Consider the following 26,365-nt stretch of genomic DNA (forward strand, 5'->3'; position numbering starts at 1 on the left):
CTGTGTTCGGTGCCTGTGCGTGTTCGTGGCCGGCGCTCGGGGGCTAGTAGCCCGTGCCGACGGTGTGGCTGTCGCCCCGGTGGCGCTCGGCGATGTCCGCGAGTGCGGTGAGCACCATCGGGGGGTGCTCGGCCAGGCGGTGCAGGAGGTGCAGCCACCAGTTCTCGCCGTACGTGGCGTAGATGCGGCACGCGTAACCGGCCTCGCGGTAGGTGCGCAGCAGCCCGGGGCGGACGCCGTGGAGCATCTCGATCTCCTCGACGCGGTCCAGCAGTCCGCTCTCCCGGGCGGTGGCCAGGACGGCGGCGTCCTGGGTGGCCAGGCTCAGCCGGGCGCCCCGGTCGAGCAGCCGTCGGGCGAGCCGCAGGTAGCGCTCGTCGAGGGCGGGGCCACGGCCGAGGGCGATGTCGCCGGACGCGGCGAAGGCGCCCTTGACCAGGCGGATCTTGCGGCCGTCCACCGGTATGGCGTCGATGTCGGCCTCGGTGCGGTGCAGGTACGCCTGGACGGTGACGCCGAGGCCGGGGTGCTCGCCCGCGAGGTCGCGGTAGGTGCCGAGCACATCGTCCACTGCGGGGGCCCGCTCCATGCTGAGGACGACCTCGCAGCCGCGCGCCCCGGCCGCCTCGGTGATCCGCGCGGTGTTCTTCGCGGCGAGGTCGCGGGAGACGGTGAGGCCCAGGTTCGACAGGTCGAAGCCGAGCTGCTCGGGGACCGGCTCGTGGGCGAGCACGGTCAGGTACTCGTCGACGACCTCGTCGATCCCGGCCGGGTCGGAGTTCTCCTCACCGACGAACTCCACGGCGATCCGGTACGACTTGGCCCGCAGGACGCCGAGGTGGTCGAGGAACTCGTCACGCCCCGGGGCGAGGACGTACCGGCGCGCGGCGGGCGAGAGGACGTCCTGGAGGACCGATCCCGGGGTGGTGAACGCGGTCCTGCACCGCTCGTCGGCGGCCAGGATCCGCAGGCCCTGGCCGGCGGCCTCGTGCAGGGCGCGCTGGGACATCGCCGAGGTCATGAGGAGAGCACCTTCGCCTTCAGGTCGTCGTCGTGGGGGATCCGCTCCGTGCCGGTCATGACGAAGTCGGCGGGGTCCGCCTGCTTGCCCGTGCCGGCGGCGAGCATCATGAGCTGGGCGAAGCTCGGGCCGGCCGCGGCCGGGTCGCCGCCCAGCCGGCGCCAGGTCCGGTACTTGGCGGCGTAGCTGATCACCGTCTCCTTGTCGCGACGCCCGCGCGGCCGGGTGAAGGCACCGGCCCACAGGCCGTCCCAGGCGGCGTAGCCCGGGTCGCCGAGCAGCACCTTGTGGGCGCGCCCGAGGTTCCAGAACGGGATGCCGGCGTTCATGTGGTGGACCAGGTGGTAGCGGTCGTTGTGGCGGCTGATCAGGAACCGCTCCAGCCACACGCCGTGGCGGTTGCGGGTCAGCAGCACCTGCTTGTTCTCGCTCTCCGGCATCGGGTAGTGCTCGGAGAGCTCGGCCAGCCAGCCGATGGCGACGTTGGTGGTGAACAGCGGCACGAACCAGAAGAGCAGCAGTTCGGGCAGCACACCGAACCAGGCGCAGGCGCCGAGGATCGCGGTCCACTGGGCGACGAAGACCATCTGCTCGGTGCGGAGCGGGACCGGCACGGACACGGTGATCTGCGAGCTGTCGCAGAAGACCCGCTCCCGGGCGATGTAGCGGAGGTAGCCGAAGGTCCGCAGGCCGAGCGCGGAGGCGACGACCTCCTTGAGGAAGAAGTGCCGGTCGGAGCGCTCGGTGTCGTACAGACCGCACTCGATGTGGAAGCTGTAGTCGGGGTCGTCGTGCTGGTCGCCCAGGTTGCGGTGGTGGTTGCCGACGTGGGAGCTGCGGTAGGGCCCGTACAGGTGCCACACCAGGTAGCCGGAGAGGAGGGATCCGCCGGCCAGGTTGAGGACGGGGTTCCTCGCGAACACCTTGTGGCTGGACTCGTGCAGGAAGTGTGCCAGGAAGCGCTGCACGGATCCGATGACGACGAGTGCCACCGGGTAGAACCAGTAGGAGACCCCCACGCACAGTGCCACGGACGCGGCGACGAGTGCGTATTCGAAGAGGATCGCCAACGGGGCGTGGTGGTTGTCCAGGGTCCGGAGTTGTCTGAGTTCCTTGCGGATGCCGGGAGCGAGCCGGTCGAAGTTCAGTTGCTCGAATGCGGACATGGGGTGCCTCTTGTTCGGTCAAGGAGCGTGGGACCGCGCGGGGCGCGGCGGCGCGCTCAGTGCGCGGGGGCGAAGCCGAGAGCCCGGCCGTAGAGCAGCAGCTCGGCGGTGAGCGAGTCGGCGATGGTGGCGGTGCGCCGGAAGCCGTGGCCTTCGCCGGGGAAGGCCAGGTAGCGGTACGGGACCGAGCGGTCGTCGGTCAGGGCGAGCAGCCGTTCCGCCTGGGCGGGCGGGCAGACGGTGTCGTCCAGGCCCTGGAGGAGGACGAAGGGGGCGCGGATGTGGGCGGCGCCGTGCAACGGGGACTGCTTGGCGTACCGGTCCTCCGCGTCGGGCCAGGGCCCGATCAGCGTGTCGAGGTACCGGGATTCGAAGTCGTGGGTCTCATCGCGCCAGGTCACCGGGTCGAGCACCGGGTAGTAGATACCGGCGGCCCGGTAGAGGTCCGGTTCCGCGGCGAGGGAGGCGGCGGCCGTCCAGCCGCCGGCACTGCCGCCCCGGATGGCGATCCGCCGCGGATCGGCGAGCCCCTCGGCGACGAGCCCGCGGACGGCGGTGGCGCAGTCCTGGACGTCGGTCAGGCCCCAGGTGCCGCGCAGCCGCTCGCGGTACGCCCGGCCGTAGCCGGTGGAGCCGCCGTACTGCACGTCCAGGACGCCGATGCCGCGGCTGGTGAAGTAGCTGATCTCCTGGTTGAGCACCAGGTGCGTACGGCTGGTGGGGCCGCCGTGCGCGAGGACCAGCCAGGGCGCCGGTTCGCCCTCGGGCCCGGTGGTGTCCGGGTGGTGCGGCGGGTACACGTGGGCGTGGACCGGCTCCCCGTCGGCGCCCGTGTAGGTGCGGCGGTACGGGGTGGTGGCATAGGCGTCGAGGGACGCCCCGGCGGGTGCCCGCACCACCCGCACGGCGCCGTCGGCCGGGTCGGCCAGCACGACGGAGCGCCGCCGGCCGGGGGATGAGCAGACGGCGGCGACACGGCGGCCGTCGGTCGAGGCGAAGTGCCATTCCGTCGCCGGGCCGGCGAAGTCGGTGAGGGTGCCGTCGGCGGTGAGGACGCCCAGCCTGCGCTCGCCGACCCCGTGGACCACGGCGAGGCCGCCGTCCAGCAGCGGCAGGCACCAGCGCAGGCCGATGCGCCACAGCGCCTCGCCGAACTCCTCCGGGCGGGGGCACAGGTTGCGGGGCAGGCCGTCGGCGCCGATCTCGTGGACGTTCCACCAGCCGTCGGGGTCGCTGACGGCGTACAGACGGCCCGAGCCGTCGACGGCCCAGTCGGCCTGGGTGACCGACTCCCCGCCGCCTCCCATGAGCGGTGTCGCCACGCCGAGGGTGCCGTCGGGACGGATGTCGGCGACCATCAGGTCGGTGGTGTCCCACGGCATGTCCGGGTGGTCCCAGCCGAGCCACGCCACCCGGTCGCCGCCGGGCTCCACGCGCGGGCCCGTCATGAAGTGGTGGGTGGCGGCCAGTTCCCGCACGCGGGACGGGTCGCCGGCCGCGCTGCCGTCCAGCGGCAGGGCCACCAGGTGGCGTTCGGCCGTACGGGCGCTGGCGTCCGTGACGGTCTCGCGCAGGCACCACACCTCGTCGCCGCGCACCGCGAAGTCGGCGTACCGCAGTTCGCCGGGCCAGGCGCCGGCCGGGCTCAGCGGGACCGGGTCGGTGCCCGGCCGCCAGCGGTGGACCCGCTGGTCGGGGCCGTGGCTGAAGACGATGCCGTCCTCGGCGCGGTCGGACAGGGCGAGCCAGGGACGGCCGCCGTACTCGATGACCCGGGTGCGCACGTCCCAGCGGCCGGGCAGAACCTCGTGGATGCCGTGCGCGGTGCGGGTCATCAGACCGCTGCGGCCCTCCTCCTCGGGGAGGACCTCGGTCCAGCACACGTCGTCGCCGAGGAAGCCGGTCCATTCGAGCAGCGCGTCGCCCCGGGCGGCGTCCTCGGCCCCGACGGGGGAATCCCAGGTGCCGTAGGGCAGGGTGCGCTTCGCCCGCGCCGGGCGGTGGGGGGCGTCGGTCATGCCGGGCCGCCGTTCCCGTACGTGAGCCGGGGGATGCCGGGGGCGCTGCTGTCGAGCGCGTACCCGGGGACGGCCGGGTCGTCGCTCACCCAGAAGTGGCCGTCCAGGTCGGACCAGTCGCACAGCCCGGCGAGCTGGGCGGCGTACGCGATGGCGCGCGGCGGCTCGAGGAAGCAGCCGAGCATGCGGGCCGCGCCCCGCTCGGTGGCGGTGGTGAGCGCGGTGAGCGCGGGCAGGATGCCGCCGAAGCGCATCAGCTTGACGTTGAGGCCGCCCGCGGCGCGGATGGCGAACTCGGCGTCCGCCGGGGTGGCGATGCCCTCGTCGAGCAGGACGGCGGTGCCGGGCAGCGCGGCGCGGATCGCGGGCAGCAGCTCCGGATCGCGCACCGGGTCCTCCAGTACGGCCGGGGCGAGCGCGGCCACCAGGGGGCGCAGGCGTTCCCAGTCGTCACGGTCCCAGCCCCGGTTGGCGTCCAGGATCAGCGGTGCGTCCACCCCGGTGAGCGAGCGGAGGACCTCCTCGTCGTCCGGGCCGCCCAGCTTGATCTTGAGGGGGCGCCCGTCGCGGGGGATCTCCTTGCCGATGGGCACGGTGTGCAGCAGGCGGATCCGGCCGGGCTCGGGCAGCCCGAGCAGCTTCCACACCGGTACGCCGGCCAGCCGGGCGGCGCGGTCCAGGTGCGCCATCTCGACCAGCATCCGGGCGGGTGCGCCGACGCCGTCGGACCGTGCCCCGTCCAGGCCGGTGCGGAGCGCTTGCACCGGGTCGCCGGCGGCGCCGCACGTCCCGGCGAGGGAGCGGGCCAGTTCCTCGGCCTCGGCGGCGATGGCGGGGCCGTCCTGGCCGTAGCCGCTGTCGGCGGCGATCTCGCCCTCGCCGGTGGTGGCGCCGTCCGGTGCGAGGAGCCGGAGCCGGACGATGTCCACCGTCTCGATGGTCATGTGGGAGATCTGGAACGAGCTGGTGAGCGGGCGCGGCTCGACGGTGACGGACACCTCGGGCGCGGCGGGGGCGACGGTGATGGTGACCGAGTCGACGAGCCGGCGGGCCAGCTCGCGCGCCTCGGCCGCGGTCCGCGCGCCGACGACGACGGCGCCCACCCGGTCGGCGCCGCAGCGGAAGGCGGGGACCTCGTCGCCCGGGGTGAGGCGCAGTTCGGCGTGGAGCACGGCCGGGTGCGCCCGGACCTCGTCCCAGCCGTCGACGGCGGTCACCCGGCCGGGCGGCGGGGCGAAGTAGCGGGTGGCGGCGGCGCGCACGGGGACGGGCAGCCGTACGGGACGGCCGAGGGCGTCGTCGTAGACCGTGCCGTACAGCTCCAGGCCGGGCAGGGCGTACGGGAGCATGCGGTGGATCCAGCCGCCGCCGATGCGGGCGTGCACCTCGCCGAGGACGATCCCGTCGGCGGTGAGCCACAGTTCGACGTGGAACAGGCCGGAGCACAAGCCCAGGGCGGTCAGGGCCCGGGTGACGGTGTCCTCGATCCGCAGCCGGGTGTCCTCGGGCAGGTCGGCGGGCAGCACGTGCCCGATCTCGACGAAGTGCGGGGGCGCCAGCTTCTCCTTGGCCGTGACGGCGAGGACGTGCGGGCGCCCGTCCACGAAGACGCCTTCGACGCTGTACTCGGCGCCCTCGACGAACTCCTCGATGAGGAACGGCGCTTCGCGGTCGGGCAGCCCGGCGAGCGCGGCCGGCAGGTCGTCGGGGCCGGTGACCTTGCGCACGCCCGCGCTGTCGATCCCGTCGCGGGGCTTGACCACCCAGGGGCCCTCGGAGGTGGCGAGGAAGGCGCGCGCCTCCGCCTCGCCGGCGCAGGTGCGCACGGCGGGCTGGCGGAAGCCGGCGGCGGCCAGGGCCTGACGGCAGGCGTCCTTGCGGCGGATGCGGCGGACGGCGGCGGGCGGGTTGCCGGGCAGCCCGAGGGCGAGGGCGGTCTCGGCGACCGCCTCCTGGGCCATCTCCCGGACGCCGAAGACGAGGGTGGGGCGCTCGCCGGACCCGGCGCGGGCGGTCGCCCAGGCGGCGGTGCCGGCCGGGTCGCCGAACTCGACGGCGCTGGTCGTGCCGGCCGCCGCCGTGACGGCGGGGGTGGCGGCCAGTGTGCCGGCGGTGTTGGTGACATGGGTGCGCAGGCCGCGCGCGTGCGCCTGTTCCAGGGCCTGTACGGCGACGTCGACGCTGAGCGTCATGTCTCCGCCGCCGCCGACCAGCAGCAGTTCCGGAGTGGGGGACGCGGGGCTCACGCGGCGCTCCCGAGGTCGTCGCGCAGCAGGTAGATGCGGTCCCTGAGCTGCTGGATGCGGGCGGCGTCGCGCTCCAGGGCCTCGGCGGACCGGTTGTGCAGGTGGACCGCGGCGGTGGCCGTGTAGAGGTCGACCGTCGGCCGGATGCGCTTGCCCGGGGCCAGTTTGGGGACGAAGGTGTGGACCGACTCCAGGGCCTCGATCTCCGCGACGACGTCCTGGTCGATGCCGTCGACGACGCCGTCGAGGTCGGTGGCGAGGAGGATCCAGGTCGCCTCGGTCAGCTTGGCGTAGGTGCGGCCGGCGTACCGGTCGAGGAAGTCCTCCGGGCGCGTGCAGGCGAGGGCGGTGACGTCGGCCTGGTTGGCGCCGAGGCAGATGTCGTGGAAGTCGGGCAGCAGGCCGCCGCTGAGCCGGGCGCCGACCTCGACCAGGACCGGGCCCTCGGGGGTGACGATGACCTCGGCGTGGGTGGGCCCGTACTGGATGCCGAGGGCGTCGAGCGCCTCGTGCATGTAGGGGATGATCTCGGTCGCGGGGCTGGTCCCGGGCGGGGTGATCGAGTCCCGGTCGTAGATGCGGTGGGTGCCCTTGAGCTTCTTGTGGTACTGCCAGATGCAGCAGGCGTAGCGCTCGCCGGCGTACGAGACGAAGTCGACCATGTACTCCTCGCCGTCCAGGAAGGACTGGATGAGGACCTCGTCGTTGTGCTCGCCGAAGATGTTGACCGTGCCGAGGACGGCCTCGGCGGCCTTGCGGACCTCTTCGGCGTTCCGGCAGATGGCCACGCCGTCGGTGGCGGCCGAGGACAGCGGCTTGACCACCACGGGGTAGCTGCCGCGCTCCTCGGCCCAGGAGACGAGCTCCTCGGCGCTGGCGCTCTTGATCTGGTCGGCGCAGCGGACGCCGGCCCGGCGCAGGGCCTCGATCATCTCGTACTTGTCGCGGCGGGCGGCGGAGAGCGCGGTGCCGTTGCCCGGCAGGCCGAGCCGCTCGGACAGTTCGTCGGCGAGCGGTACGCCGGGCTCCTGGCCGGCGACGACGCAGACCGGCGCGTATTCGGCGAGCCGTGCGGCGGTCTCGGCCGGGCTGCCGTAGGGGATCACCGCCCGGTACGCGGAGAAGTCCGGCAACCGCATGGAGGTCATCAGCTCGGGCGTGCTCTGCACGTGGACGACGTCGACGCCGAGTTTGGCAAAAGCGGGCGGCAAATGATTGCCGGTCGTATACGCATCAACCAGCACCGCCACCTGGGGTACTTGCGAGCTCCTCATGTGCTCCACCTTGTGCTCAGGGAACGACCCACCGCCGCGATCGGTCGGGGGGTTCCAGGAATTGGCAAGAGGTTGCCACAGGTGTTGCCTGGATGGCAATATGGCTCGTGCATCGTCCGCAGATCCGTGATCGCAGAGGGGACGGACCGTGACCGTCGAAACACCCCCCGCACCGCCCCGCTCCGGCCTGGCACGCGGGACCGCACTGACCCTCGCCGTGGCCGGCGCCGTGACGGTCGCCAACATCTACTTCCCGCAACCCCTGCTGGAGGCCATCGCCTCGGGGCTGGGGGTGTCGGACTCGGCCGCCGGCCTGGTCGCCACCGCCGCCCAGATCGGCTACGCCCTCGGCATCGGCCTCGTGGTCCCCCTCGCGGACGCCGCCCGGCTGCGCCGCCTGGTCACCGTCCTGCTGCTGCTGACGACGGCCGGGCTGCTGGTCGCCTCGGCGGCGCCCAACCTGGCCACGCTCACCGTCGCCACGGTGGCCCTGTCGACCACGACGGTCGTCCCGCAGATCCTGATGCCGACGGCCGCCTCGATGGCGGGGCCCGCCCACAGCGGCAGGGCGGTCGGGATGATCGGGATCGGCCTCACCCTGGGCTCGACGCTGTCGCGCACCCTCTCGGGCGCGGTGGTCGGGCTGAGCGACGACTGGCGTACCGCCTACCTGGTCTCGGCCGCCCTCACCGGCGCCCTGGCCGTCGTCGTGCCGCGGCTGCTGCCCGAGGGGCCGGCCGGCCGGCGGGCCGTGCCGTACCGCAAGCTCATCGGCTCCATGCCGGGGCTGCTGCTCGCCCACGCCGAACTGCGGCTCTCGGCGTACCTGGGCGCCACCGTCTTCGCCGCCTTCAGCGCCTTCTGGGCGACGCTCGCCTTCCACCTCGCCGGACCGGCGTTCGGCAAGGGGGTCGCCTGGGCCGGCCTGTTCGGCCTGTTCAGCCTCCCCTCGGCACTGCTGTCCTACTCCGCGGGCCGGTTGAGCGACCAGCGCGGCCCGCTGTACGTCAACACCCTGGCGCTCGGCTGCGTCGGCGCCGCCTTCCTGCTGATGGGCACCGCGGGCAGCACCTCGATGGCGGCGCTCGTCATCGGCTCCAACCTGCTGGTGTACGGCGGCAGTTGCTGGCAGATCGCCAACCAGGTGCGCATCTTCCGGCTGGACGAGAGCGTCCGGGCGCGGCTCAACACCGTGTTCATGCTGGCGAGTTTCGCGGGCGGCGCCGTCGGCACCATGACCGGTACCGCGTTGTACGGGGCGTACGGCTGGACCGGGATGGTCGTCGGGTGCGGGGGCTTCCTCGCCTTGGCGGCCGCGGGACTGCTGCGCGGCCGCCGCCTCGGCTGACCCCGCGCCGGCGCCCCCTCACGAGCCTCCCGCGCCCCCGGCGCGGGAAGCTCCGCGCCGGGGGCCGGCGGGTCAGGCGGGGGTGGTCCCGTGGCACTGGGCGAGCGTCTCGGCGAGCAGGCGCCAGATGTCGGCGGCCAGGTCGATGTTGGACGCGGCCTGCGCCTCCTCGGCGAGCTGCCGCATCCGGCGCAGCCCCTCCTGCTCCTCGCCCTCGATGATCAGCAGGCGGCTGTGGAGGACGTCCAGGCGGACCCGGTTGCGGTAGGTCATGTGGGGATCTCTTCCCCGCACTCGGTCCAGCAGCGCACGCGCGTCGGCGAAGCGGCCCGCGTGGAAGGCGATGTCCGCCCGCAGCGAGATCACCTCCTGCTCCAGCGCGGAGATGCCCACGAAGGCGAGGCCGGCCTCGGCCTGCTCGATGTGCTGCTCGGCGGCGTCCAGCTCCGGCGGGGTCTTCAGCACGTGCAGCCGCGCCGCCGCCACCCGCAGCCGCGTCCACAGGGCCAGGTCCTGGGCGCTGCCGAAGCGCTCCAGCGCCTGCTCCAGCAGTTCCTGGGCGGCCTCCAGGTCGCCCTGGCGCACCCGGACGGCGGCGGCGGTCCACCGGGCCTCGGCCCACAGGGTGTCGTACCGGTCGCCGGTCAGCGCGGTCAGTTCGTCCGCGTGCGCCCGCGCCTCGGAGAGCCGGCCCGCCTCGGCCTCCGCGGAGACCAGTGCCAGCAGGCTGCCCGCGAGGTCCTTGACGGGCAGCTCGTGGTCCCGGGCCAGCTGGTGTGCGGTGCGGGCCGCCTCGACGGCGGGGCCGATCTCGCCGCACGCCCGCAGGCAGCGAGCGAGCTGGGTGAAGCCCCGGGCGCGCAGCGGCGGCAGACCGAGCTCATCACCCAGCGTGACGAGTTCCTCGAGGTGCCGGCGCTCCTGGGCGTGCTGATTGTGCCCGCGCCGCCACTGCGCCACGAGCCACAGGGCCTGCCAGCGCAGCAACGGGTCCTGCCCGTCGCCGAGCGCCAGCGCACGCTCCAGGGCCTCGACCGTTGCGTCGGAGTGGTCCGAGGTGGCGATCGCGAGTGCTTGCGCCAGCGAATCGGTGGCGCCGGGTTCCTCGAACGCCGCGACCTTCACGCCCAGCCTGGCCGCCAGGTACTCGACCGCCCGGGCGGTGGGCTGCCTCGCGCCGGATTCGAGCCGGGACAGGTAACCGGTCGACATCCCGTCGCCGGCCAGCGCGGCCTGGGACAGGCCCCGCTCATTGCGCAGCTGCTTGAGCCGACGTCCGAAGAAAGGTTGTTCCAGCACGTGATCAACCCCAGTGGTCGTACCGACAGGGCAAGGCGAGGAAAGGGCGGCGGGCGGGCCAGGCTCGGCAACCCCCGCACAGGGCGCACGTTGCCGCAACGCGACCAGAGGCTAGCCGGGCGGTGGTCGCCCGGGCAAATCTTGCCCAGGCTGTGGACCGGCATCGATGCAACACGCTCGCACTTTGGCCGGTACGGGATTGCCAATCTGTTGGCAACATCTTGCCAAACTCCGCTCGTCTGCTCTAACTTCTCAGGCAACGGGGTGGCCGCGGCTGCTTCGACCGTTCTCACGTTCGTTCTGCCAAGGAGAAGTTGTGCGGTCCTTCCTGCGTCTCACTCGTATCCGCCTCGCGGCGGGCGCTCTCGCCTTTATCGCCCTGTTCGCGGTCTCGGCCGGCCCGGCGAGTGACATCGGCTGGCCCACCCCCGCCCCGCAGTCGGCCGCGGTCCTCCTCGCGGAAGGCGACATCGGCTGGCCCGTCCCCCCGGCGAAGTGACCCAGGGGTCCTCCCGCCGGCCCCTCCCCGTACCCCGCACCCCGGACAGAGAGTGATGGACTCGATGCCTTCCGACCCGACCCCGGCCCGCCCGGTCCGGACCGCAGTGATCGTGGACGGGTACTCGACCGGTACCTTCCTGCCACCGGCCTTCGCCCGGCTCGGCGTCGACGTGGCGCACGTCCACAGCACCGCCGAACCCATGTCGACGATGCTCCAGCCGGACCCAGGTGCCTACCGCGAGCACTTCCACTGCCCGGACGAGGCCGCGTTCGAGCGGACCGTGGAGGCGCTGACCGCCCTCGGGCCGGTGGCCGTCCTCGCGGGTCAGGAGCCCGGTGTCCCGCTCGCCGACGCGCTCAGCGAGCGCCTGGGCCTGGCCACCAACGGCACCGCGCTCTCCGCCGCCCGCCGCGACAAGTACGAGATGATCGAGGCCCTGCGCCGCGCCGGGGTGCGCTGCGCGGACCAGTACCGGAGCCCCGACCCGCAGGCCCTCGCCGACTGGGCCGAGCGGGCGGGTTCGTACCCGGTCGTCGTCAAGCCGCTCAGCTCGGCCTCCACCGACCACGTCTACCGCTGCCACGACGCCGCCGAGGTGCTGGCCGCCGCCCGCGCGGTGCTCGGCTCCACGGACATCTTCGACCGGCCCAACACCCAGGCGCTGGTCCAGTCGTTCCTGTCGGGCACCGAGTACATCGTCGACACGGTCAGCGTGGCCGGCGAGCGGTACGTCTGCGGGGTCTGGGAGTACGAGAAGCAACTCCTGCCCGGCGGCAAGAACATCTACGACCTCGACGTCCTGCTGGACCCGGACGCCGCGCCGGTGCCCGAGCTGATCGCCTACGTCGACACCGTCCTGGAGGCGCTCGGCATCGAGCACGGCCCGGCCCACGCCGAGGTCATCATGACCCCCGAGGGCCCCGCACTCGTCGAGATCGGCGCCCGCCTCAACGGCAACATGAACCCCGGCTTCCACGACGCCTGCCTGGGCGCCAACCAGGCCGACCTCACCGCCCTCGCGTACGCCCGCCCGCACCAGTTCACCGAGCGCTACGCCGGCCGGGTCTACACCCGCCGCGCGGCGGCCGCCGTGCACAGCACCCGTACCGAGCGGGACGGCGTCGTGGCGGCGGTGGACCAGGACGCGGTCGACCGGCTGGCGGCGCTGCCCAGTGTGCACCTGGTCGGCGTCAAGCTCACGCCCGGCAAGCGGATCCGTCCCACGGCCGACCTGCTCACCAGCCCGCTGCGGATCTTCATGACGGCGCCGGACATGGCGGCCGTCCGCGCGGACCGCGACACCATCCAGACCATCAAGGACGACGTGTACCGCGTGGCCCCCGACGACCGCCGGCCCCGGGTGCTGCTGCTCGGCACCGACAAGTACGTGATGCAGGCGTGTGTGCGCAACGGCGTCGACGCCGTCGTCGCCTGGGGCGCCGCCGGGTACGACCACGGACTCGCCGAGGTCCCCGAGGAACTGACGGTCCTGCGGGTCGACGACCCCAAGAGCCCCGAGGCCGTCCTGGCCGCCCTGCACCGGGCCGGACCGGACGGACAGCGCTTCGACGCCGTCCTCACCTCCGACGAATGGGCGCTGGTGACCGCCGGCGTCCTCGCCCCGCTCCTCGGCTGCACCGCCATCGACCCGGTGACCGCCCTGTACTTCCGGGACAAGTCGCTTCAGAAGCGCAGGATCGCCGAGGCCGGCGTCCCGACCGCCCGCGTCACCGTCGTCGACGACGTGCACGACGTCTCCGGCGTCCCCTGGGAGTACGACAAGGCCGTGCTCAAGCCGGTCGCCGGCGCCGCCACCGCGCGCACCGCCGTCGTCGACGGCCCGAAGGCCCTCCGGGCCCTCAGCGACCGCTACCGCGCCGACCGCACCGCCCAGCGCACCTTCGTGCTGGAGGAGTACGTCGGCGGCGACGAGTGGATCGCCGACGGCTTCCTGCACGACGGCGAACTGCGCTTCCTGGCCGTCGGCCGCTACGGCGCCCCCTGCCTGACCATGATCGACGAGCAGTCCGAGCTGTGGATGCGGCACTTCGACCCCAAGGACGAGACCTGGGCGTACGACCTGGCGGAACCGGTCGTGCGGCGCAGCCTCGAAGCCCTGGGACTGCGAGACGGCGTCTTCCACATGGAGCTGTTCCACGATCCGCTGACCGGCCGGCTCACCTTCAGCGAATGCGCCGCCCGCCGCGGCGGCGCCCTCATCCACGAGCAGGTCCAGGCGAAGTTCGGCATCCACCTGGGCGAGGCGGCGCTGCTGAGCGCCCTCGGCCGGGAGCCGCGCGCGGACGTCGACCACCGCCCGGAACTGTTCGGCACCAGCTACCTCAAGGGCCGGGCCGGCACCCTCCTGTCCTGCCCGACGCCCGCCGAGCTGCGCGCCCTGCCGGGCGTGGAGTTCGCCCGGGTGGAGTTCCCCGCGGGCGGCACCTTCCTCGGCGACATCGACAACACCAACCACCGGATGGGACAGGTGCTGGTGTCGGCGTCGAGCGAGGAGGAGCTTGAGGAGCGCTTCACCGCCGTACGCGCCTGGTTCGACGAGCGCCTGGTCGTGGCCCCGCAGGGCGTCACCGGCCGGGAACTGCGGACCTGGAACCGTCAGCAGCGCCCCGACGCGGACTTCCGGGACCCGCTGTGGCCGTGACCACCGAGCCCCCCGCCGGCACCGGCACCCCCACCGGCCGACCGGGCCCGCTCGCCCGGCTCCTGCCGCGGCGCGGACCGCAACGCACCCTGGCCGGGGCGACGTTCGTCAACGCCCTCGGCAGCGGGATGTTCATGTCCTCCAGCGCCCTGTACTTCACCCGGGTCGTCGGACTGCCGATGTCCCAGGTGGCGTTCGGCCTGTTCGCCGGGGCGATGGTCGGCCTGGTCGCCGGCATCCTGGGCGGCCGGGTCGCCGACCGCTGGGGCGCCCGCGAGACCCAGATCGCCGTCATGCTGTCCGGCGCGGTCTTCATGGGCTGCTTCCTGCTGGTCGACGCCTTCTGGTCGTTCGTCCTGATCTCGGTCCTCACCGGCGTGGTCTTCGCCGCCGACAAGTCCAGCCGGGCGCCCCTGGTACGCGCCTTCGGCGGCGACGACCCGGCGCGGTTCCGGGCCTACCTGCGGGCCGCCACCAACCTGGGCATCTCGCTGGGCGCACTGGCCGCCGGCGTGGCCATCCAGCTCGACACGGCACCGGCGTACCTGACGCTGGTCGGCGGACGGGCCCTGGCCTTCGTGGGCTGCGCCCTCGCCCTGCTGCGGCTGCCCCGTCCGGCCAAGGTCCCCGTACCGCCGCTCAGCGGCCGCTGGGAGGCCCTGCGGGACCGGCCCTACCTGGCCGCCACGGTCCTCAACTGCCTGATGTCCCTGCACTTCGCGGTGCCGACGTTCCTGCTGCCGCTGTGGATCGTGGACCACACCGAGGCGCCCCGCTGGATGGTCTCCGGCGTCCTGGTCCTCAACACCGTCCTGGTGATCACCCTCCAGGTCGCGGTCAGCAAGAACGTCTCCGACCCCGAGTCGGCCGGCAGCCGGATGCGCTGGGCGGGCGGGGCGGTCTGCGCCGGCCTGCTGCTGATGATGGCGGCCGGCAGCGTGCCCGGCTGGGCCGCCGCCGCGCTGCTCCTGGCGGCCACGGCCGTCTACACGCTCGGCGAGCTCTGGCACGCCGCGTCCGCGATGGAGTACTCCTTCGGGCTCGCCGCCCCGCACGCCCAGGGCCAGTACTCCGGGGTGTTCGGCCTCGGCGGCGGCCTCGCCGAGGCGCTCGCGCCCGCGGTGCTCGGCACCCTCGCCTTCGGGCTCGGGCGCCCCGGCTGGTTCCTGCTGGGCGGACTGTTCCTCCTCGTGGGCCTGGTGAGCCGCCCGCTCGTCTCCTGGGCGCTGCGCACCACGCCGCACCCCCGGACGTACGGCACGCCCGCCCCGTAGAGCCGCCCCCCTCTCACCCCGTACCCCCCCAACCACACCTCCCGTACACAGTCCGGGCATCCGCCCGCGCAGATCGGAGATCACCATGGCCACGCCCACGCTCAGCACGATCGACACCGACCTGGTCGAGATCGTCGCCGGAATCCGGCTCGACCACGACGAGATCGTCGCGGCCTACCACCAGTACCTGGAGCGCCTCCCCGACGCGCCCTCCGGCAAGCCGGAGGACCGCCTGCGCCGCCTGGGCCTGACCCACCGCGCCGGCGCCGCCGACCCGTGGCGCGACGCGGGCACCGGCCAGTTCAACCAGGAGACCGGCGAGAAGATCTTCGAGGAGAGCGAGTTCGCGTTCTTCAACGAGGCGCTCCAGGACACCTACTTCCACGAGCTGTACCGGCAGCTCCCGTTCCGCCCCGGCCGCATGCGCCTGGTCACCCTGCACCCGGGCGAGATCTACCACATGCACACCGACCACTCCCGGGTCGCGCACGTGGCGATCACCACCAACGAGGACAGCCGCCTGCTGTTCCGCAGCGGCCACACCTACCACGTTCCCACCGACGGCCGGGTGCACATCCTCAACACGCTCCGCCACCACTCCGCCTACAACGCCGGTGGCACGGACCGCATCCACCTCACGATGACGCTGGCCGACTGACCCCACCGCCACGCGCCCGACCGCCACCGAAGGAGTACCGATGTCATCGCCGTCCGCCGCCCCCCTCGGCCGTCCCCGGGCCGGGGGCGGGAACGAGGAGTCCCAGCAGTGGGCCGACGAGGTCCGCACCGCCGCCACCGACCGCCCGCTGGGCGTCGGAGGGCCCCGTCCCGTCCCCGCCGGACGGACCGGGGTGGTGCGCCTGCCCCTCGACACCGCGCTGCGCGCGGCGGTCGGACGCACGGCCCGCGACCACGCGGTCACCCCCCTGACCGTCGGGCTCGCCGCGCTGGCCGTGACCCTGACGCGGCGGACCGGTACCGACCGGGCGGTGGCCGCGGCCCTGCACGTACCGGTCGTGCTGGCGGTACGCGACGACCTGACCCGCGCCGAACTGCTGGCCGGGACGGATCTGGCCCTGGAGCGGTCCCTCGCGCTGTGGAGCGACGACGCCGGAGTACCGGACCCCCTGGTGGAGTTCCGGCACGGCTCGCCCGCCGCCACGCTCCCCGGCGCCCGCGAGCTGAGCGTGACGCTGCACGACGGCGACCCCGCCCCGGGCGCGGCGCAGCTCGTGGCGCTGTACGACGCCGACCGGTACACCGCGGCTTGCGTCACGGAGCTCCTCGGCCACCTGCGCACGGTGCTCACCGCCCTGACGGGCGAGGAGCCGGTGACGGCCGGCGCGCTGCCGCTGCTGGACGGGGCTGAGCGCCGGGAGCTGCTGGCCGCCGGGCTGGGCGACCCGCTGCCGGAGGACGGCCACGAGCCGGTGCACACGAGGGTCGCCGCGCTGGCCGCCGCCGACCCCGCCGCCGTGGCCGTCGTCCGCGGGGACGAGCGGGTCACGCGCGGCGAACTCGACACCTGGGCCGGCCGGATCGCCGCCCGGCTGGTCGCGGCCGGTGTCCGCCCCGGCGACCGGGTGGGCGTCCTCGCCGAGCGCTCCACGGCGATGGTGGCCGCGGTGCTCGGGGCCGTACGCACCGGCGCCGCCTACGTGCCGGTCGACCCCGCCAACCCCGACGAGCGCGTCACGGCGGTGCTGACCGACGCCCGCGTCCGGGCCGTCGTGGTGACCGGCGGCACCGCGCGGCGGCCCGTCCCGCCCGGCGTGGCGACCGTCACCGCAGACGAGGACGCCGTACGCCACGCGGGCACAGCCCTGCCGCCGGTGGAACCGGCGCCGGACGACGCGGCGTACCTGATCTACACCTCCGGGAGCACCGGCACCCCGAAGGGCGTGGTCGTCGAGCACGGCCAGCTCGCCGCCTCCACCCTGGCGCGCCGCCAGGTGTATCCCGGCGCCCCGGTGTTCCTGCTGCTGTCCCCGCTGGCCTTCGACTCCTCGGTCGCCGGTCTGTGGGGCACGCTCACCGCCGGCGGCCGCCTGGTCGTCGCCGGGCCGGACGAGTTCCGCGACCCCGAGGCCCTGGTGGGGCTCGTCGAACGGCACTCCGTCACGCACCTGCTGTGCGTGCCGTCCCTGTACGACACGGTGCTCGCCGCGGGCGAGCGGCTGGGCGCGCACCGGCTCGCCACGCTCACCACGGTGATCACGGCCGGTGAGGCCCTCCCGGAGGCGCTGCTGCGCCGCCACGTCGGCCTCCTGGGCGGCGGCACGGCGCTCGTCAACGAGTACGGGCCCACCGAGGCGACGGTGTGGGCCAGTTACCGGCGCTTCGACGCGGCCGGGCCGGTCGACATCGGCGGCCCGGTGCCGGGTGCGCGGCTGTACGTCCTGGACGGGGCGGGCCGCCTGGTGCCGCCCGGCATCACCGGCGAGCTCCACATCGGCGGTGCCGGTGTCTCGCGCGGCTACTTCGGGCGCCCCGACGCCACCTCCCGCGCGTTCGTCGCCGACCCCTTCGCGGGCGGGGACGCCCGGATGTACCGCACCGGCGACCTGGTGCGCTGGAACCGGTCCGGTGCCCTGGAGTTCCTCGGGCGCCGCGACAACCAGGTGAAGATCCGTGGCCACCGGGTCGAACCCGGCGCCGTCGAGGCGGCGTTGCGCGCCTGCCCGGACGTGCGTGAGGCCGTCGTCCTGCCGGACGCCGCGGGGACCCGGCTCACCGGCTTCGTGGTCACCGCCGCCCCCGGCGACCTGCCCGCCGTGCGGGAGCGGCTCGCCCGCACGCTGCCCGAGGCCGCGGTGCCGTCGCTGCTGCGGGCGCTGGACGCCTTCCCGGTCACCGTCAACGGCAAAGTCGACCGCGCCGCTCTCGCCGCGCTCGCCGAACAGCCCGAACAGCCCGAACAGCCCGAACGGCATGACGCGCCGGGTGCGGACGCCCCGCCGTCCCCGCCCGGCCCGTCCGCCGACCCCGTCGCCGGGGTGACGGCCGCGTGGGCCGAGGTGCTGGGCACCTCCTCCGTGCCGCACGACGTCAACTTCTTCGACCTCGGCGGCCACTCACTGCTGATCATCCGCCTCCAGGACGCGCTGGCCGGCCACACCGGCGTACGGCCCTCGGTCGTCGACCTCTTCCGCTGCTCCACGGTGAACAGCCAGGCCGAACTCGTCCGGGCCGGCGCCCCGTCCGGCGCGGGACCGGCGGCGGGCACGGACAGCAGGGCCGAGCAGGCGCGCCGCGAGCGCGTCGCCCGCGCCCGCCGGCGCCGCGTGCAGCAGCAGGGGGCGTCCCGATGACCGGTTCCGCACCGCGGGCCGGCGGCCCCGGCCCGTTCCCGCCCCACGACGACACCCCGCGCGACCGCTCCCTGGACGTCGCCGTCACCGGCATGGCCGGGCGCTTCCCCGGCGCCGCCGACATTCCCACCTGGTGGCGGGCGCTGCTGCGCGGCGAGGTCCTCACCACCCGGCTCGACCGCGACGCGCTGCTGGCCGCCGGCGAGCCGCCCGCCGTGGTGGACGACCCGGACCACGTCCCCGTACGGGGCCTGCTCGACGAGGCCGACCGGTTCGACCACGAGGTGTTCGGCATCAGCCGGCGCGAGGCCGAACTGATGGACCCGCAGGCCCGGCTGATGCTGGAGGCGGCCTGGACCGCGCTGGAGGACGCGGGCTGCGACCCCACCACCGAGTCCCGCGTCACCGGCGTGTACGCCTCCGCCAGCAGCAGCGCCTACCTGCGCGCCATGCTCACGTCCGGCACCCTGGACGCGGCGGGCGTCGAGGAGGCCCTGCGCGCCAACGAGCCCGACTACCTGGCGACCCGGATCGCCTACCGGCTCGGGCTGACCGGTCCCGCACTGAGCGTGCTCACCGCCTGCTCCTCCTCCCTGGTCGCGGTGCACCTCGCCGTCCAGTCCCTGCTGAACGGCGAGTGCGAGCAGGCCGTGGTCGTCGCGGCGGCCGTCGACTTCCCGCAGACCGGGCACGTCCACCTGCCGGGCGGCATCCTCTCCGCGTCCGGCGAGTGCCGCCCCTTCGACGCGGCGGCCGACGGCGCACTGGCCGGCTCGGGTGTGGTGGCCGTCGTGCTGCGCCCCCACGAGGACGCCGTCGCGGACGGCTGCGACCCCTACGGGGTGATCATCGGGACGGCGGTCAACAACGACGGCTCCGCGAAGGCGGGTTACCAGGCGCCCTCGGCGGCCGGCCAGGAGGCCGTCATCCGCGCGGCCCTCGCCGCGGCGGACGTCACGGCCGACTCGCTGGGGTACCTGGAGGCGCACGCCACGGGTACCCGGGTCGGCGACCCGATCGAGTGGTCGGCCGCCTCGGGCGTCCTGCGACGCCTCGGTGCCGGGCCGGGCCGGATAGCCGTCGGCGCGGTCAAGGCCAACATCGGCCACCTCGACGCCGCGTCGGGGCTGACCTCGCTCATCAAGACCCTGCTGGTGGTGCGGGAGGGCAAGGTGCCGCCCGTGGCGGGGTTCACCCGTCTCAACCCGCTGCTGGAGACCGAGGGTTCGCCGCTGTACGTGCCGACCGCGTGCCTGGACTGGGACGGCGGGCCCGGCCCGCGCCGGGCCGGCGTCAGCTCGTTCGGCATCGGCGGCACCAACGCCCACGTCGTCGTCGAGCAGTACCGGGCCGCCGACCGCGCGGACGCCGCGCCGCACGGGGACGGGCCGGCCGGACGGGTGCTGATGCTGTCGGCGGCGAGCCCGGACGCCCTGCGGGGCACGGCGGCGCGGCTCGCGGACCGCCTCGGCGACCTCGGTGACGTGCCCCTGGCGGACGTCGCCCACACGCTGGCGACCGGCCGCGCCCTGCTCCCGTACCGGACCTGTGTCGCTGGCCGCGACCATCTGGAGCTCGCCGACCGGCTGCGCTCCGCCCCCGCGCACCCGCCCGTCCCGGCCGCCGCCGCGCCGCTGGTGCTCCTGCTGCCCGGCCAGGGCAGCCAGCACCCCGGCATGGCGATCCCCTTCCGGGACGCGCTGCCCGGCTTCACCGCCGCGCTGGAGGAGTGCCTCGGGCACCTGGAGCCGCCCCTCGCCGGCCGGGTGCGGACGGCCCTGTACGACCCCGCCTTCCCGGCCGATGAGCTGGCGCGTACGGAACTGGCGCAACCGGCCCTGTTCTGCGTCGAGTTCGCGGTCGCCACGGCGCTCACCGCTCTCGGGCCCCGGCCCGTTGCGCTCGCCGGGCACAGCCTCGGGGAGATCACCGCCGCCGCGCTGTCCGGGGTTCTCGGCCTCGGCGACGCGCTGGCGTTGGTGACCGAACGCGGCCGGGCCATGCAGTCCTGCCCGCCCGGCGCCATGGTCTCCCTCGCCGTGGGGGAGGAGCGGGCCCTGGAACTGGCCGGCGCGTTCGAGGCCGTGGGCGGTCACCGGCTGGAGCTCGCCGCGGTCAACACGGCGGAGAGCTGCGTCCTGGCCGGGCCAAAGGACGTCGTGGACGCCTTCACGGCGTGGCTCGGCGACCGCGGGACCACCGCCCGCCGGCTGCGCACCAGCCACGCCTTCCACACCGGGATGCTCGAACCGGCCGTGCCGCGGCTGCGGGAGACCGCGGCCGGGATCGCCCTGGGCCGCCCCCGCCTGCCGTACCTGTCCAACACCACCGGGGCCCTCGTCCCCGCCGGGAGCGTCGTGGAACCCGGGTCCTTCGCCGAACAGGCCCGCTGCGCGGTGCGGTTCGCGCCGGGGCTGGCCGCCCTCGCGGAGGCGTACCCGGGTGCCGTGGCGGTCGAGGCCGGGCCCGGCAGGGCGCTGAGCGCGATGGCCGAGGCCGCCGGGCTGACCGCCGTGCCGCTGAGCCCCGGGCGGTCGGACCGCCCGGGCGAGGAGACCCTGCTGGCGCTGGCCGGGCTGTGGACCGTGGGCCTGCCCGTGGACCCGGCCGTCCTGGCCGGCGAGGGGCGCCCGGCGCACCTGCCGGGCCTCGCCTTCGCCGGCCCGCGTCTGCTGGCCCCGGCGGCGCTGGCCCGCACCGCACCGGCCGCACCGGCCGCCGTGCCCCCCGGCACGGCACCGGTGGCCGAGTCGGTGGCCGCGCCCGCGGAACCGGCAGCCCGTACCGCACCGGTCCGCACCCCCGCCGAGGCGGTGGCGGCCCTGTGGACGGACCTGCTGGGCAGCACGGGCCTGTCGGCCGCGTCGGACTTCTTCGACCTCGGCGGCGACTCGCTGCTGCTGGCCCGGCTCGCCCGGCGGATCGGCGCCGACCTCGGTGTCCGCGTCCCGGTGCGCGACCTCATGACCGGCCCCACGCTCGGCCGGCAGACGGCCCTTGTGGAGGCCCTCCTCGCGGCGGGGGACCGGCGATGACGACCTGGCTCAAGTGCACCGCCCCCCGCCCCGATGCGGCGTCCCGCCTCATCTGCTTCCCGCACGCGGGCGGTTCGGCCTCCTTCTTCCACGCCTGGGCCGAGGGCCTTCCCGCGCACGAGGTCCACGCCGTCTGCTACCCCGGCCGCGCGGGCCGCTACGGCGAACCGCTGCCCACCGGGCTGCCCGGCCTCGCCGCCGACATCGCGGAGGCGGTACGGCCGCTGCTCGACCGGCCCGTGGCGTTCCTCGGCCACAGCATGGGCGCGGTGGTGGCCTACGAGACGGCCCGTCTGCTGGAGGCGCAGGGGCACCGGATCGGCCACCTCTTCGCCTCCGGGGCGCGCGCCCCGCACCTGCCGCACCCCGAGGGCCCGGACGCGGCCGAGCTGGACGACGACGCGGTCGCCGACGCCCTGGTCGCCCTGGGCGGCACGGACGCCGAACTGCTGGCCGACCCCGAGGTCCGCGAGCTCGTCCTGCCGTACGTGTGCGGCGACTATCGGATGTTCGACGCCTACGTCCACCGCCCCGGACCGGCGCTGCGCTGCGACGTGACGGCGATCGCCGGGGACGGCGACCCGCTGGTGCCCGAGGACCGGGCGGCGGCCTGGGCGGCGCTGACCGAGGGGCGGTTCACCCACCACACCGTTCCGGGCGACCACTTCTACCTGGTGCCGCACCCGCCCTTCGCGCTGGTGGCGGCCCTCGCCCCGGGGGTGACCCCGGGTGTGGGCTGACCTGCTGCCGGCCTCGCGGAACGGGCGGGTCATCGCCGCCGCGTCGGCCGTGGACGCGGTCGCGGTCGGCATGTTCCTGGCCGCCGCCACGCTGTACTTCGTCGGCGTGGTCGGCATCCCCGCGGTGGCGGTCGGCGGCGCGCTCACCGCGGCGAACGTGCTCGGGCTGCTGAGCCCGGCGCCCTTCGGGGCGCTGGCGGGCCGGGCCGGCGCGCTCCCCGTCTTCGTGGGGCTGACGCTGGTGCGGGCGGCGGGCTTCGTCGCATACGCCTTCGTGGACGGGTACGCCGGCTACTTCGCCGTCACCTGCCTGATCACCGCGGCCACCCGGGCGGCCATGCCACTGCTCCAGGTCATCGTGGGGGAGCTCGAACCGGACGACCGGCGGACGCGCACCATGGCGTCGCTGCGGGCGGTGAGCAACATCGGGATGACCGCCGGCTTCCTGCTGGCCGCCGTGGTCCAGGCGGTCGGCTCACCGGCCGCGTTCTCCGCCCTGTTCGTGTGCAACGGCGCCGCCTTCGTGGCCGTGGCCGCGCTGGTCGGCAGGGCGGGCCGTGCGGCCGGCCGTCCCGGACCGTCCCGCGCGGCGTCCCCTGCGACCTCGCGTACGGCGCCCTCGGCGGCGGGCGACGGGGCGGGGGCGTCCCGGGAACCGGGTCCGTCCCCGTACCGGGACCGGCGCTTCCTCACGGCCGCACTCGCCAACGCCGTCCTCCTGCTGAACGACTCCATCCTGTTCGTCCTCGTACCGCTGTGGATGACCCGGCAGGCGGGGCTGCCCGGGGGCGCGAGCTCCGTGGTCCTCGCCGTCAACACCGTCCTGACAGTGGTCCTCCAGGTGTACGTCGCCCGCTTCGCGAGCGGCACCGACCGGGCGGTCCGGCTGCTGCGGCTGGCCGCCGTGCCGCTGGTGCTGTCCTGTCTGCTCTTCGCCGCGGCCGACGGGCAGGGCGTCACCGTGGCGCTCATGGTCGTGGTGCTCGCGGTGGTGGCGCTCACGGTGGGCGAGAACCTGCACGCGGTCGCCGCGTGGGAGCTGTCGTACGCGATGGCCGACCCCCGTTCCCGGCCGCAGTACCTGTCCCTGTTCAGCATGGGCATGAGCGCGCAGCTCATCGTGGGGCCCTTCCTGATGACGGCGTTCGTGCTCCCGTCGGGCACCGTCGGCTGGCTCGCCCTCGCCCTGCTCCTCGTGGCCGCGACGGCCGCCTTCTCCCTCGCCGCCCCGCCGCCCCGCCGCCCCGCCGCCCCGCCGGCGCGCCCGTCCCGGCCCCCTCGGCCGTCCACTGACCTCCCGAAAGGCTTTCCCCATGGCACACACGGACACGGTCCGCACGCCGGAGCACTACCTCATGTTCGCCATCGGCCCGCGGCTGGACTACGCCGCACGGCTGCGCGCCCTCGACGACTCGGTGCGGATCTCGGTGATCTGCCGGCCCGAGCACCTGCACCGGATCACCACGGGCGGCGACTACCTGCGGGTGGTGGCCGTACGCCAGGACGCCCCGGTCGACGAGGTCGTCACCCTGGCGCGGACCGTCCACGCGCTGGAGCCGGTCACCCGGATCACCGCGTTCTGGGAGCACGACCAGGACCGGGCCGCCGCCGTGGGCGCGGCACTCGGCGTCGCCACCCACAGCCCCGGGACCGTGCGCCTGGTGCAGGACAAGCACGCCATGCGCGAACGGCTGCGGGAGGCGGGGGTGGAGGACACGGCGGCGCGCCGTGCGTACGACGAGGTGGACCTGCTGGCCTTCGGCGAGGAGGCCGGGTACCCCTTCATCGTGAAGCCGACGGCCGGCACCGCCAGCTTCGGCGTCACCCTCGTCCACTCCCCGGAGCAGGCCGCGCGGGCCTACCGCACGGCGGCCGGCGACTTCCCGGGCATCGCCCGGCTGGGCGTCCTCGCGGAGCAGTACCACCGCGGGCCGCAGTACAGCGTGGAGGCGTTCTCGGAGGCGGCCGAGCACGTCGTCGTCGCCGTCACGCGCAAGTACTCCGACCCCGACGGTCTGGTGGAGCTGGGCCACGTCCTGCCGGCGCCGCTGGACCCGGCGGACGAGGAGGCGATCGGCGAGCACGTGCGGCGCGTGCTGGACGCGCTGGGCGTGGAATTCGGCCCGACCCACACCGAGGTGGTGCTGACCTCCGACGGTCCGCGTGTCATCGAGACCCACCTGCGGGTGGGCGGCGACGAGATCTTCAACCTGGTGAAGGACGCGGTGGGTGTCGACATGATCGACCTCCAGACCCGGCAGGCCTTCGGCGACAAGGTCCTCCCGGACATCCGCGCCGTGCTGGAGTCCGGCCGCGAGCCGCGGTGCGAGGCGATCTGGTACACGGCCCCCGAGGCCACGGGCACCTTCGTGGGTCTGGCGGACGGGACGGAGGCCGACCTGGACCCGGGCGTCACGGTGCTCCTCCAGCCCGGCGAGGAGCTCACCGGCCACGGTTCGTTCGCCCGCGTCGCCCGGGCCCGCGCGTCGGCCCCGACCGCCGAGGAGGCGCTCGCCCGAGCACGGGCGACGGTCGACGGGCTGTCGTTCCTCTTCCGCGTCTCCGCCCCGGAACAGGGCACCGTCTGAGCGGCTATGTTGCGCAGGCCCGTCGACGTCCCCGGCACCGAGGTCAGGTATGCGCTTCACGACTCGTCCCACCCTGAGCGGCACCTTCGGCATGGTGTCCGCCACCCACTGGCTCGCCTCGCAGTCGGCGATGGCCGTCCTGGAGGACGGCGGCAACGCCTACGACGCGGCCGTGGCGGGCGCCTTCGTGCTGCACGTCGTCGAGCCGCACCTCAACGGCCCGGCCGGTGAGGTGCCGATCCTGCTCGCCCCGGCCGGCGGCGACGTACGGGTGGTGTGCGGGCAGGGCGTCGCACCGGCCGGGGCGACCGTCGCGCACTACCGGAGCCTGGGCTTGGACCTCGTCCCCGGCACCGGGCCGCTCGCCGCCGCCGTACCGGGCGCGTTCGACGCCTGGATGCTGCTGCTGCGCGACCACGGCACCAAGTCCCTCGACGACGTCCTGAAGTACGCGATCGGCTACGCCGAGCACGGCCACGCCCCGGTGGAGCGCGTCGGGGAGACCGTCGAGACCGTGCGCGAGCTGTTCGAGACGGAGTGGACCTCGTCGGCGGAGGTCTACCTGCCCGGCGGCAAGGCGCCGCGCCCCGGCGCGCTCTTCGTCAACCCCGCCCTCGCCGCCACCTGGAAGCGCCTGCTCGCCGAGACCGCCGGGGCGGGGGACAGGCAGGCGCGGATCGAGGCCGCGCGGCAGGTGTGGCGCACCGGATTCATCGCCGACGCCCTCGTCCGCCAGGCCGGGCGCCCCACGAGGGACACCAGCGGGGAACGCCACACCGGCACCCTCACGGCCGCCGACCTCGCCGCCTGGTCCGCGACCTACGAGACGCCGGTGACGTACGACTGGAACGGCTGGACCCTGTGCAAGCCGGGCCCCTGGAGCCAGGGCCCGGTCCTCCTCCAGCAACTCGCCCTGCTCCCACCCGAGTTGCCCCGCTACGGCTCCGCCGGCTACGTCCATCTCCTGGTCGAGAACTGCAAGCTCGCCATGGCCGACCGGGAGGCCTGGTACGGGGACGCCGCCGACGTGCCGCTCGACGACCTGCTGTCCGACCCGTACAACACGGCCCGCCGCGCCCTCGTCGGCGAGCGGGCCGAGAACGACCTGCGGCCCGGCAGCCCCGGCGGACGCACCCCGCGACTGTGCGCGCACGCGCGCGCGGCGGCCGCCGCCCAGGACGGCTACGACGCCCTGGGAGTCGGCGAACCGACCGTCGCCAAGGGCCCGGCGTCCCCCGTGCCGGGCGAACCGGAGATCCTCGCCGACGGGACCACCCACGGCGACACCTGCCACCTCGACGTCGTCGACCGCTGGGGCAACATGGTCTCGGCCACGCCCAGCGGCGGCTGGCTCCAGTCCAACCCGGTCGTCCCCGAACTCGGCTTCCCGCTCGGCACCCGGCTCCAGATGACCTGGCTGGAGGAGGGCCTGCCCAACTCCCTCACCCCCGGACGCCGTCCCCGCACCACCCTGACGCCCTCGATCGCCCTGCGCGACGGCCTGCCCGTCATGGCGTTCGGCACGCCCGGCGGGGACCAGCAGGACCAGTGGCAGCTGCACTTCTTCCTCGCGGTCGCCCTGCGTGCCCCCGTGCGAGGCGGCCTCGACCTCCAAGGCGCGATCGACGCCCCGAACTGGCACAACGACAGCTTCCCCGGCTCCTTCTGCCCGCGCGGCATGCGCCCGGGCAGCGTGACCGTGGAGTCCCGCACCGACCCGGCCGTCGTCGAGGAACTGCGGCGCCGCGGCCACGACGTGACCGTCGGCGGCCCCTGGTCGGAGGGCCGGCTGTGCGCGGTCGCACGGGACCCGGAGACGGGTGTCCTGTCGGCGGCGGCGAACCCGCGCGGCATGCAGGGGTACGCGGTGGGCCGGTGACC

At 74.7% G+C, this 26,365-nt stretch carries 16 protein-coding genes and 1 pseudogene; 11 read left to right on the forward strand and 6 right to left on the reverse strand.

Going from position 1 to position 26,365, the window contains the following annotated elements:
• Positions 1 to 43: 43 nt before the first annotated feature.
• From ACIRDU_RS07665 to ACIRDU_RS07685, 5 genes are read right to left on the reverse strand one after another with little or no spacing between them, the layout of a single operon-like run.
• Positions 44 to 1,021 (reverse strand): proline dehydrogenase family protein, encoded by a 978-nt coding sequence (locus ACIRDU_RS07665; RefSeq protein ID WP_403575808.1) that lies wholly within the window; start codon positions 1,019 to 1,021, stop codon positions 44 to 46.
• A complete protein-coding gene (locus ACIRDU_RS07670; protein ID WP_403575810.1) occupies positions 1,018 to 2,187 on the reverse strand; it encodes a fatty acid desaturase family protein in 1,170 nt (389 codons plus the stop codon). The genes ACIRDU_RS07665 and ACIRDU_RS07670 overlap by 4 nt, the downstream gene beginning before the upstream one ends.
• A 56-nt stretch (positions 2,188 to 2,243) precedes the next feature.
• A complete protein-coding gene (locus ACIRDU_RS07675; protein ID WP_403575812.1) occupies positions 2,244 to 4,205 on the reverse strand; it encodes an alpha/beta hydrolase family protein in 1,962 nt (653 codons plus the stop codon).
• Positions 4,202 to 6,451 carry an ATP-grasp domain-containing protein gene (locus ACIRDU_RS07680; protein WP_403575814.1) on the reverse strand — a complete coding sequence of 750 codons (2,250 nt, stop codon included), beginning with the start codon at positions 6,449 to 6,451 and terminating at the stop codon, positions 4,202 to 4,204. The genes ACIRDU_RS07675 and ACIRDU_RS07680 overlap by 4 nt, the downstream gene beginning before the upstream one ends.
• A complete protein-coding gene (locus tag ACIRDU_RS07685) occupies positions 6,448 to 7,725 on the reverse strand; it encodes an ATP-grasp domain-containing protein (RefSeq protein WP_403575816.1) in 1,278 nt (425 codons plus the stop codon). Before ACIRDU_RS07685 ends, ACIRDU_RS07680 begins: the two co-directional genes overlap by 4 nt.
• A 148-nt stretch (positions 7,726 to 7,873) precedes the next feature.
• Between ACIRDU_RS07685 and ACIRDU_RS07690 the strand changes: the two genes are divergently transcribed.
• Positions 7,874 to 9,073, forward strand: coding sequence for an MFS transporter (locus ACIRDU_RS07690; RefSeq protein WP_403575818.1), 1,200 nt, complete (start codon positions 7,874 to 7,876; stop codon positions 9,071 to 9,073).
• A gap of 72 nt (positions 9,074 to 9,145) precedes the next feature.
• Here ACIRDU_RS07690 and ACIRDU_RS07695 read toward each other — a convergent pair whose 3' ends face one another.
• The gene (locus ACIRDU_RS07695) at positions 9,146 to 10,372 is read right to left on the reverse strand and encodes a helix-turn-helix domain-containing protein (protein ID WP_403575820.1); all 1,227 of its coding nucleotides are present in this window, start codon (positions 10,370 to 10,372) and stop codon (positions 9,146 to 9,148) included.
• Positions 10,373 to 10,688: 316 nt separating this feature from the next.
• Between ACIRDU_RS07695 and ACIRDU_RS07700 the strand changes: the two genes are divergently transcribed.
• The 10 genes and pseudogenes from ACIRDU_RS07700 to ACIRDU_RS07745 all read left to right on the forward strand — a co-directional run bounded on the left by ACIRDU_RS07700 (position 10,689) and on the right by ACIRDU_RS07745 (position 26,363).
• The gene (locus ACIRDU_RS07700; RefSeq protein WP_403575822.1) at positions 10,689 to 10,871 is read left to right on the forward strand and encodes a hypothetical protein; all 183 of its coding nucleotides are present in this window, start codon (positions 10,689 to 10,691) and stop codon (positions 10,869 to 10,871) included.
• Positions 10,872 to 10,935: 64 nt separating this feature from the next.
• Positions 10,936 to 13,536 carry an ATP-grasp domain-containing protein gene (locus tag ACIRDU_RS07705; RefSeq protein WP_403575824.1) on the forward strand — a complete coding sequence of 867 codons (2,601 nt, stop codon included), beginning with the start codon at positions 10,936 to 10,938 and terminating at the stop codon, positions 13,534 to 13,536.
• Positions 13,533 to 14,810 (forward strand): MFS transporter, encoded by a 1,278-nt coding sequence (locus tag ACIRDU_RS07710; RefSeq protein WP_403575826.1) that lies wholly within the window; start codon positions 13,533 to 13,535, stop codon positions 14,808 to 14,810. Before ACIRDU_RS07705 ends, ACIRDU_RS07710 begins: the two co-directional genes overlap by 4 nt.
• 85 nt (positions 14,811 to 14,895) lie before the next feature.
• A complete protein-coding gene (locus ACIRDU_RS07715; protein ID WP_403575828.1) occupies positions 14,896 to 15,468 on the forward strand; it encodes a hypothetical protein in 573 nt (190 codons plus the stop codon).
• Positions 15,469 to 15,508: 40 nt separating this feature from the next.
• The gene (locus ACIRDU_RS07720) at positions 15,509 to 18,121 is read left to right on the forward strand and encodes an amino acid adenylation domain-containing protein (protein ID WP_403575830.1); all 2,613 of its coding nucleotides are present in this window, start codon (positions 15,509 to 15,511) and stop codon (positions 18,119 to 18,121) included.
• Positions 18,118 to 21,156 (forward strand): type I polyketide synthase, encoded by a 3,039-nt coding sequence (locus ACIRDU_RS07725; RefSeq protein ID WP_403575832.1) that lies wholly within the window; start codon positions 18,118 to 18,120, stop codon positions 21,154 to 21,156. The genes ACIRDU_RS07720 and ACIRDU_RS07725 overlap by 4 nt, the downstream gene beginning before the upstream one ends.
• On the forward strand, positions 21,153 to 21,896 hold the full coding sequence (locus ACIRDU_RS07730; RefSeq protein WP_403575834.1) for a thioesterase II family protein: 744 nt from the start codon (positions 21,153 to 21,155) through the stop codon (positions 21,894 to 21,896). Before ACIRDU_RS07725 ends, ACIRDU_RS07730 begins: the two co-directional genes overlap by 4 nt.
• A gap of 70 nt (positions 21,897 to 21,966) precedes the next feature.
• Positions 21,967 to 23,133: pseudogene (locus ACIRDU_RS07735) on the forward strand (MFS transporter); the annotation flags it as partial.
• Positions 23,134 to 23,209: 76 nt separating this feature from the next.
• The gene (locus tag ACIRDU_RS07740; RefSeq protein WP_403575836.1) at positions 23,210 to 24,484 is read left to right on the forward strand and encodes an acetyl-CoA carboxylase biotin carboxylase subunit family protein; all 1,275 of its coding nucleotides are present in this window, start codon (positions 23,210 to 23,212) and stop codon (positions 24,482 to 24,484) included.
• A gap of 49 nt (positions 24,485 to 24,533) precedes the next feature.
• Positions 24,534 to 26,363, forward strand: a complete 1,830-nt coding sequence (locus ACIRDU_RS07745; RefSeq protein ID WP_403575838.1) for a gamma-glutamyltransferase family protein — start codon at positions 24,534 to 24,536, stop codon at positions 26,361 to 26,363.
• Positions 26,364 to 26,365 lie beyond the last annotated feature (2 nt).

The sequence above is a fragment of the Streptomyces sp. NPDC093598 genome (genome assembly GCF_044764825.1).
GTDB lineage: Bacteria > Actinomycetota > Actinomycetes > Streptomycetales > Streptomycetaceae > Streptomyces.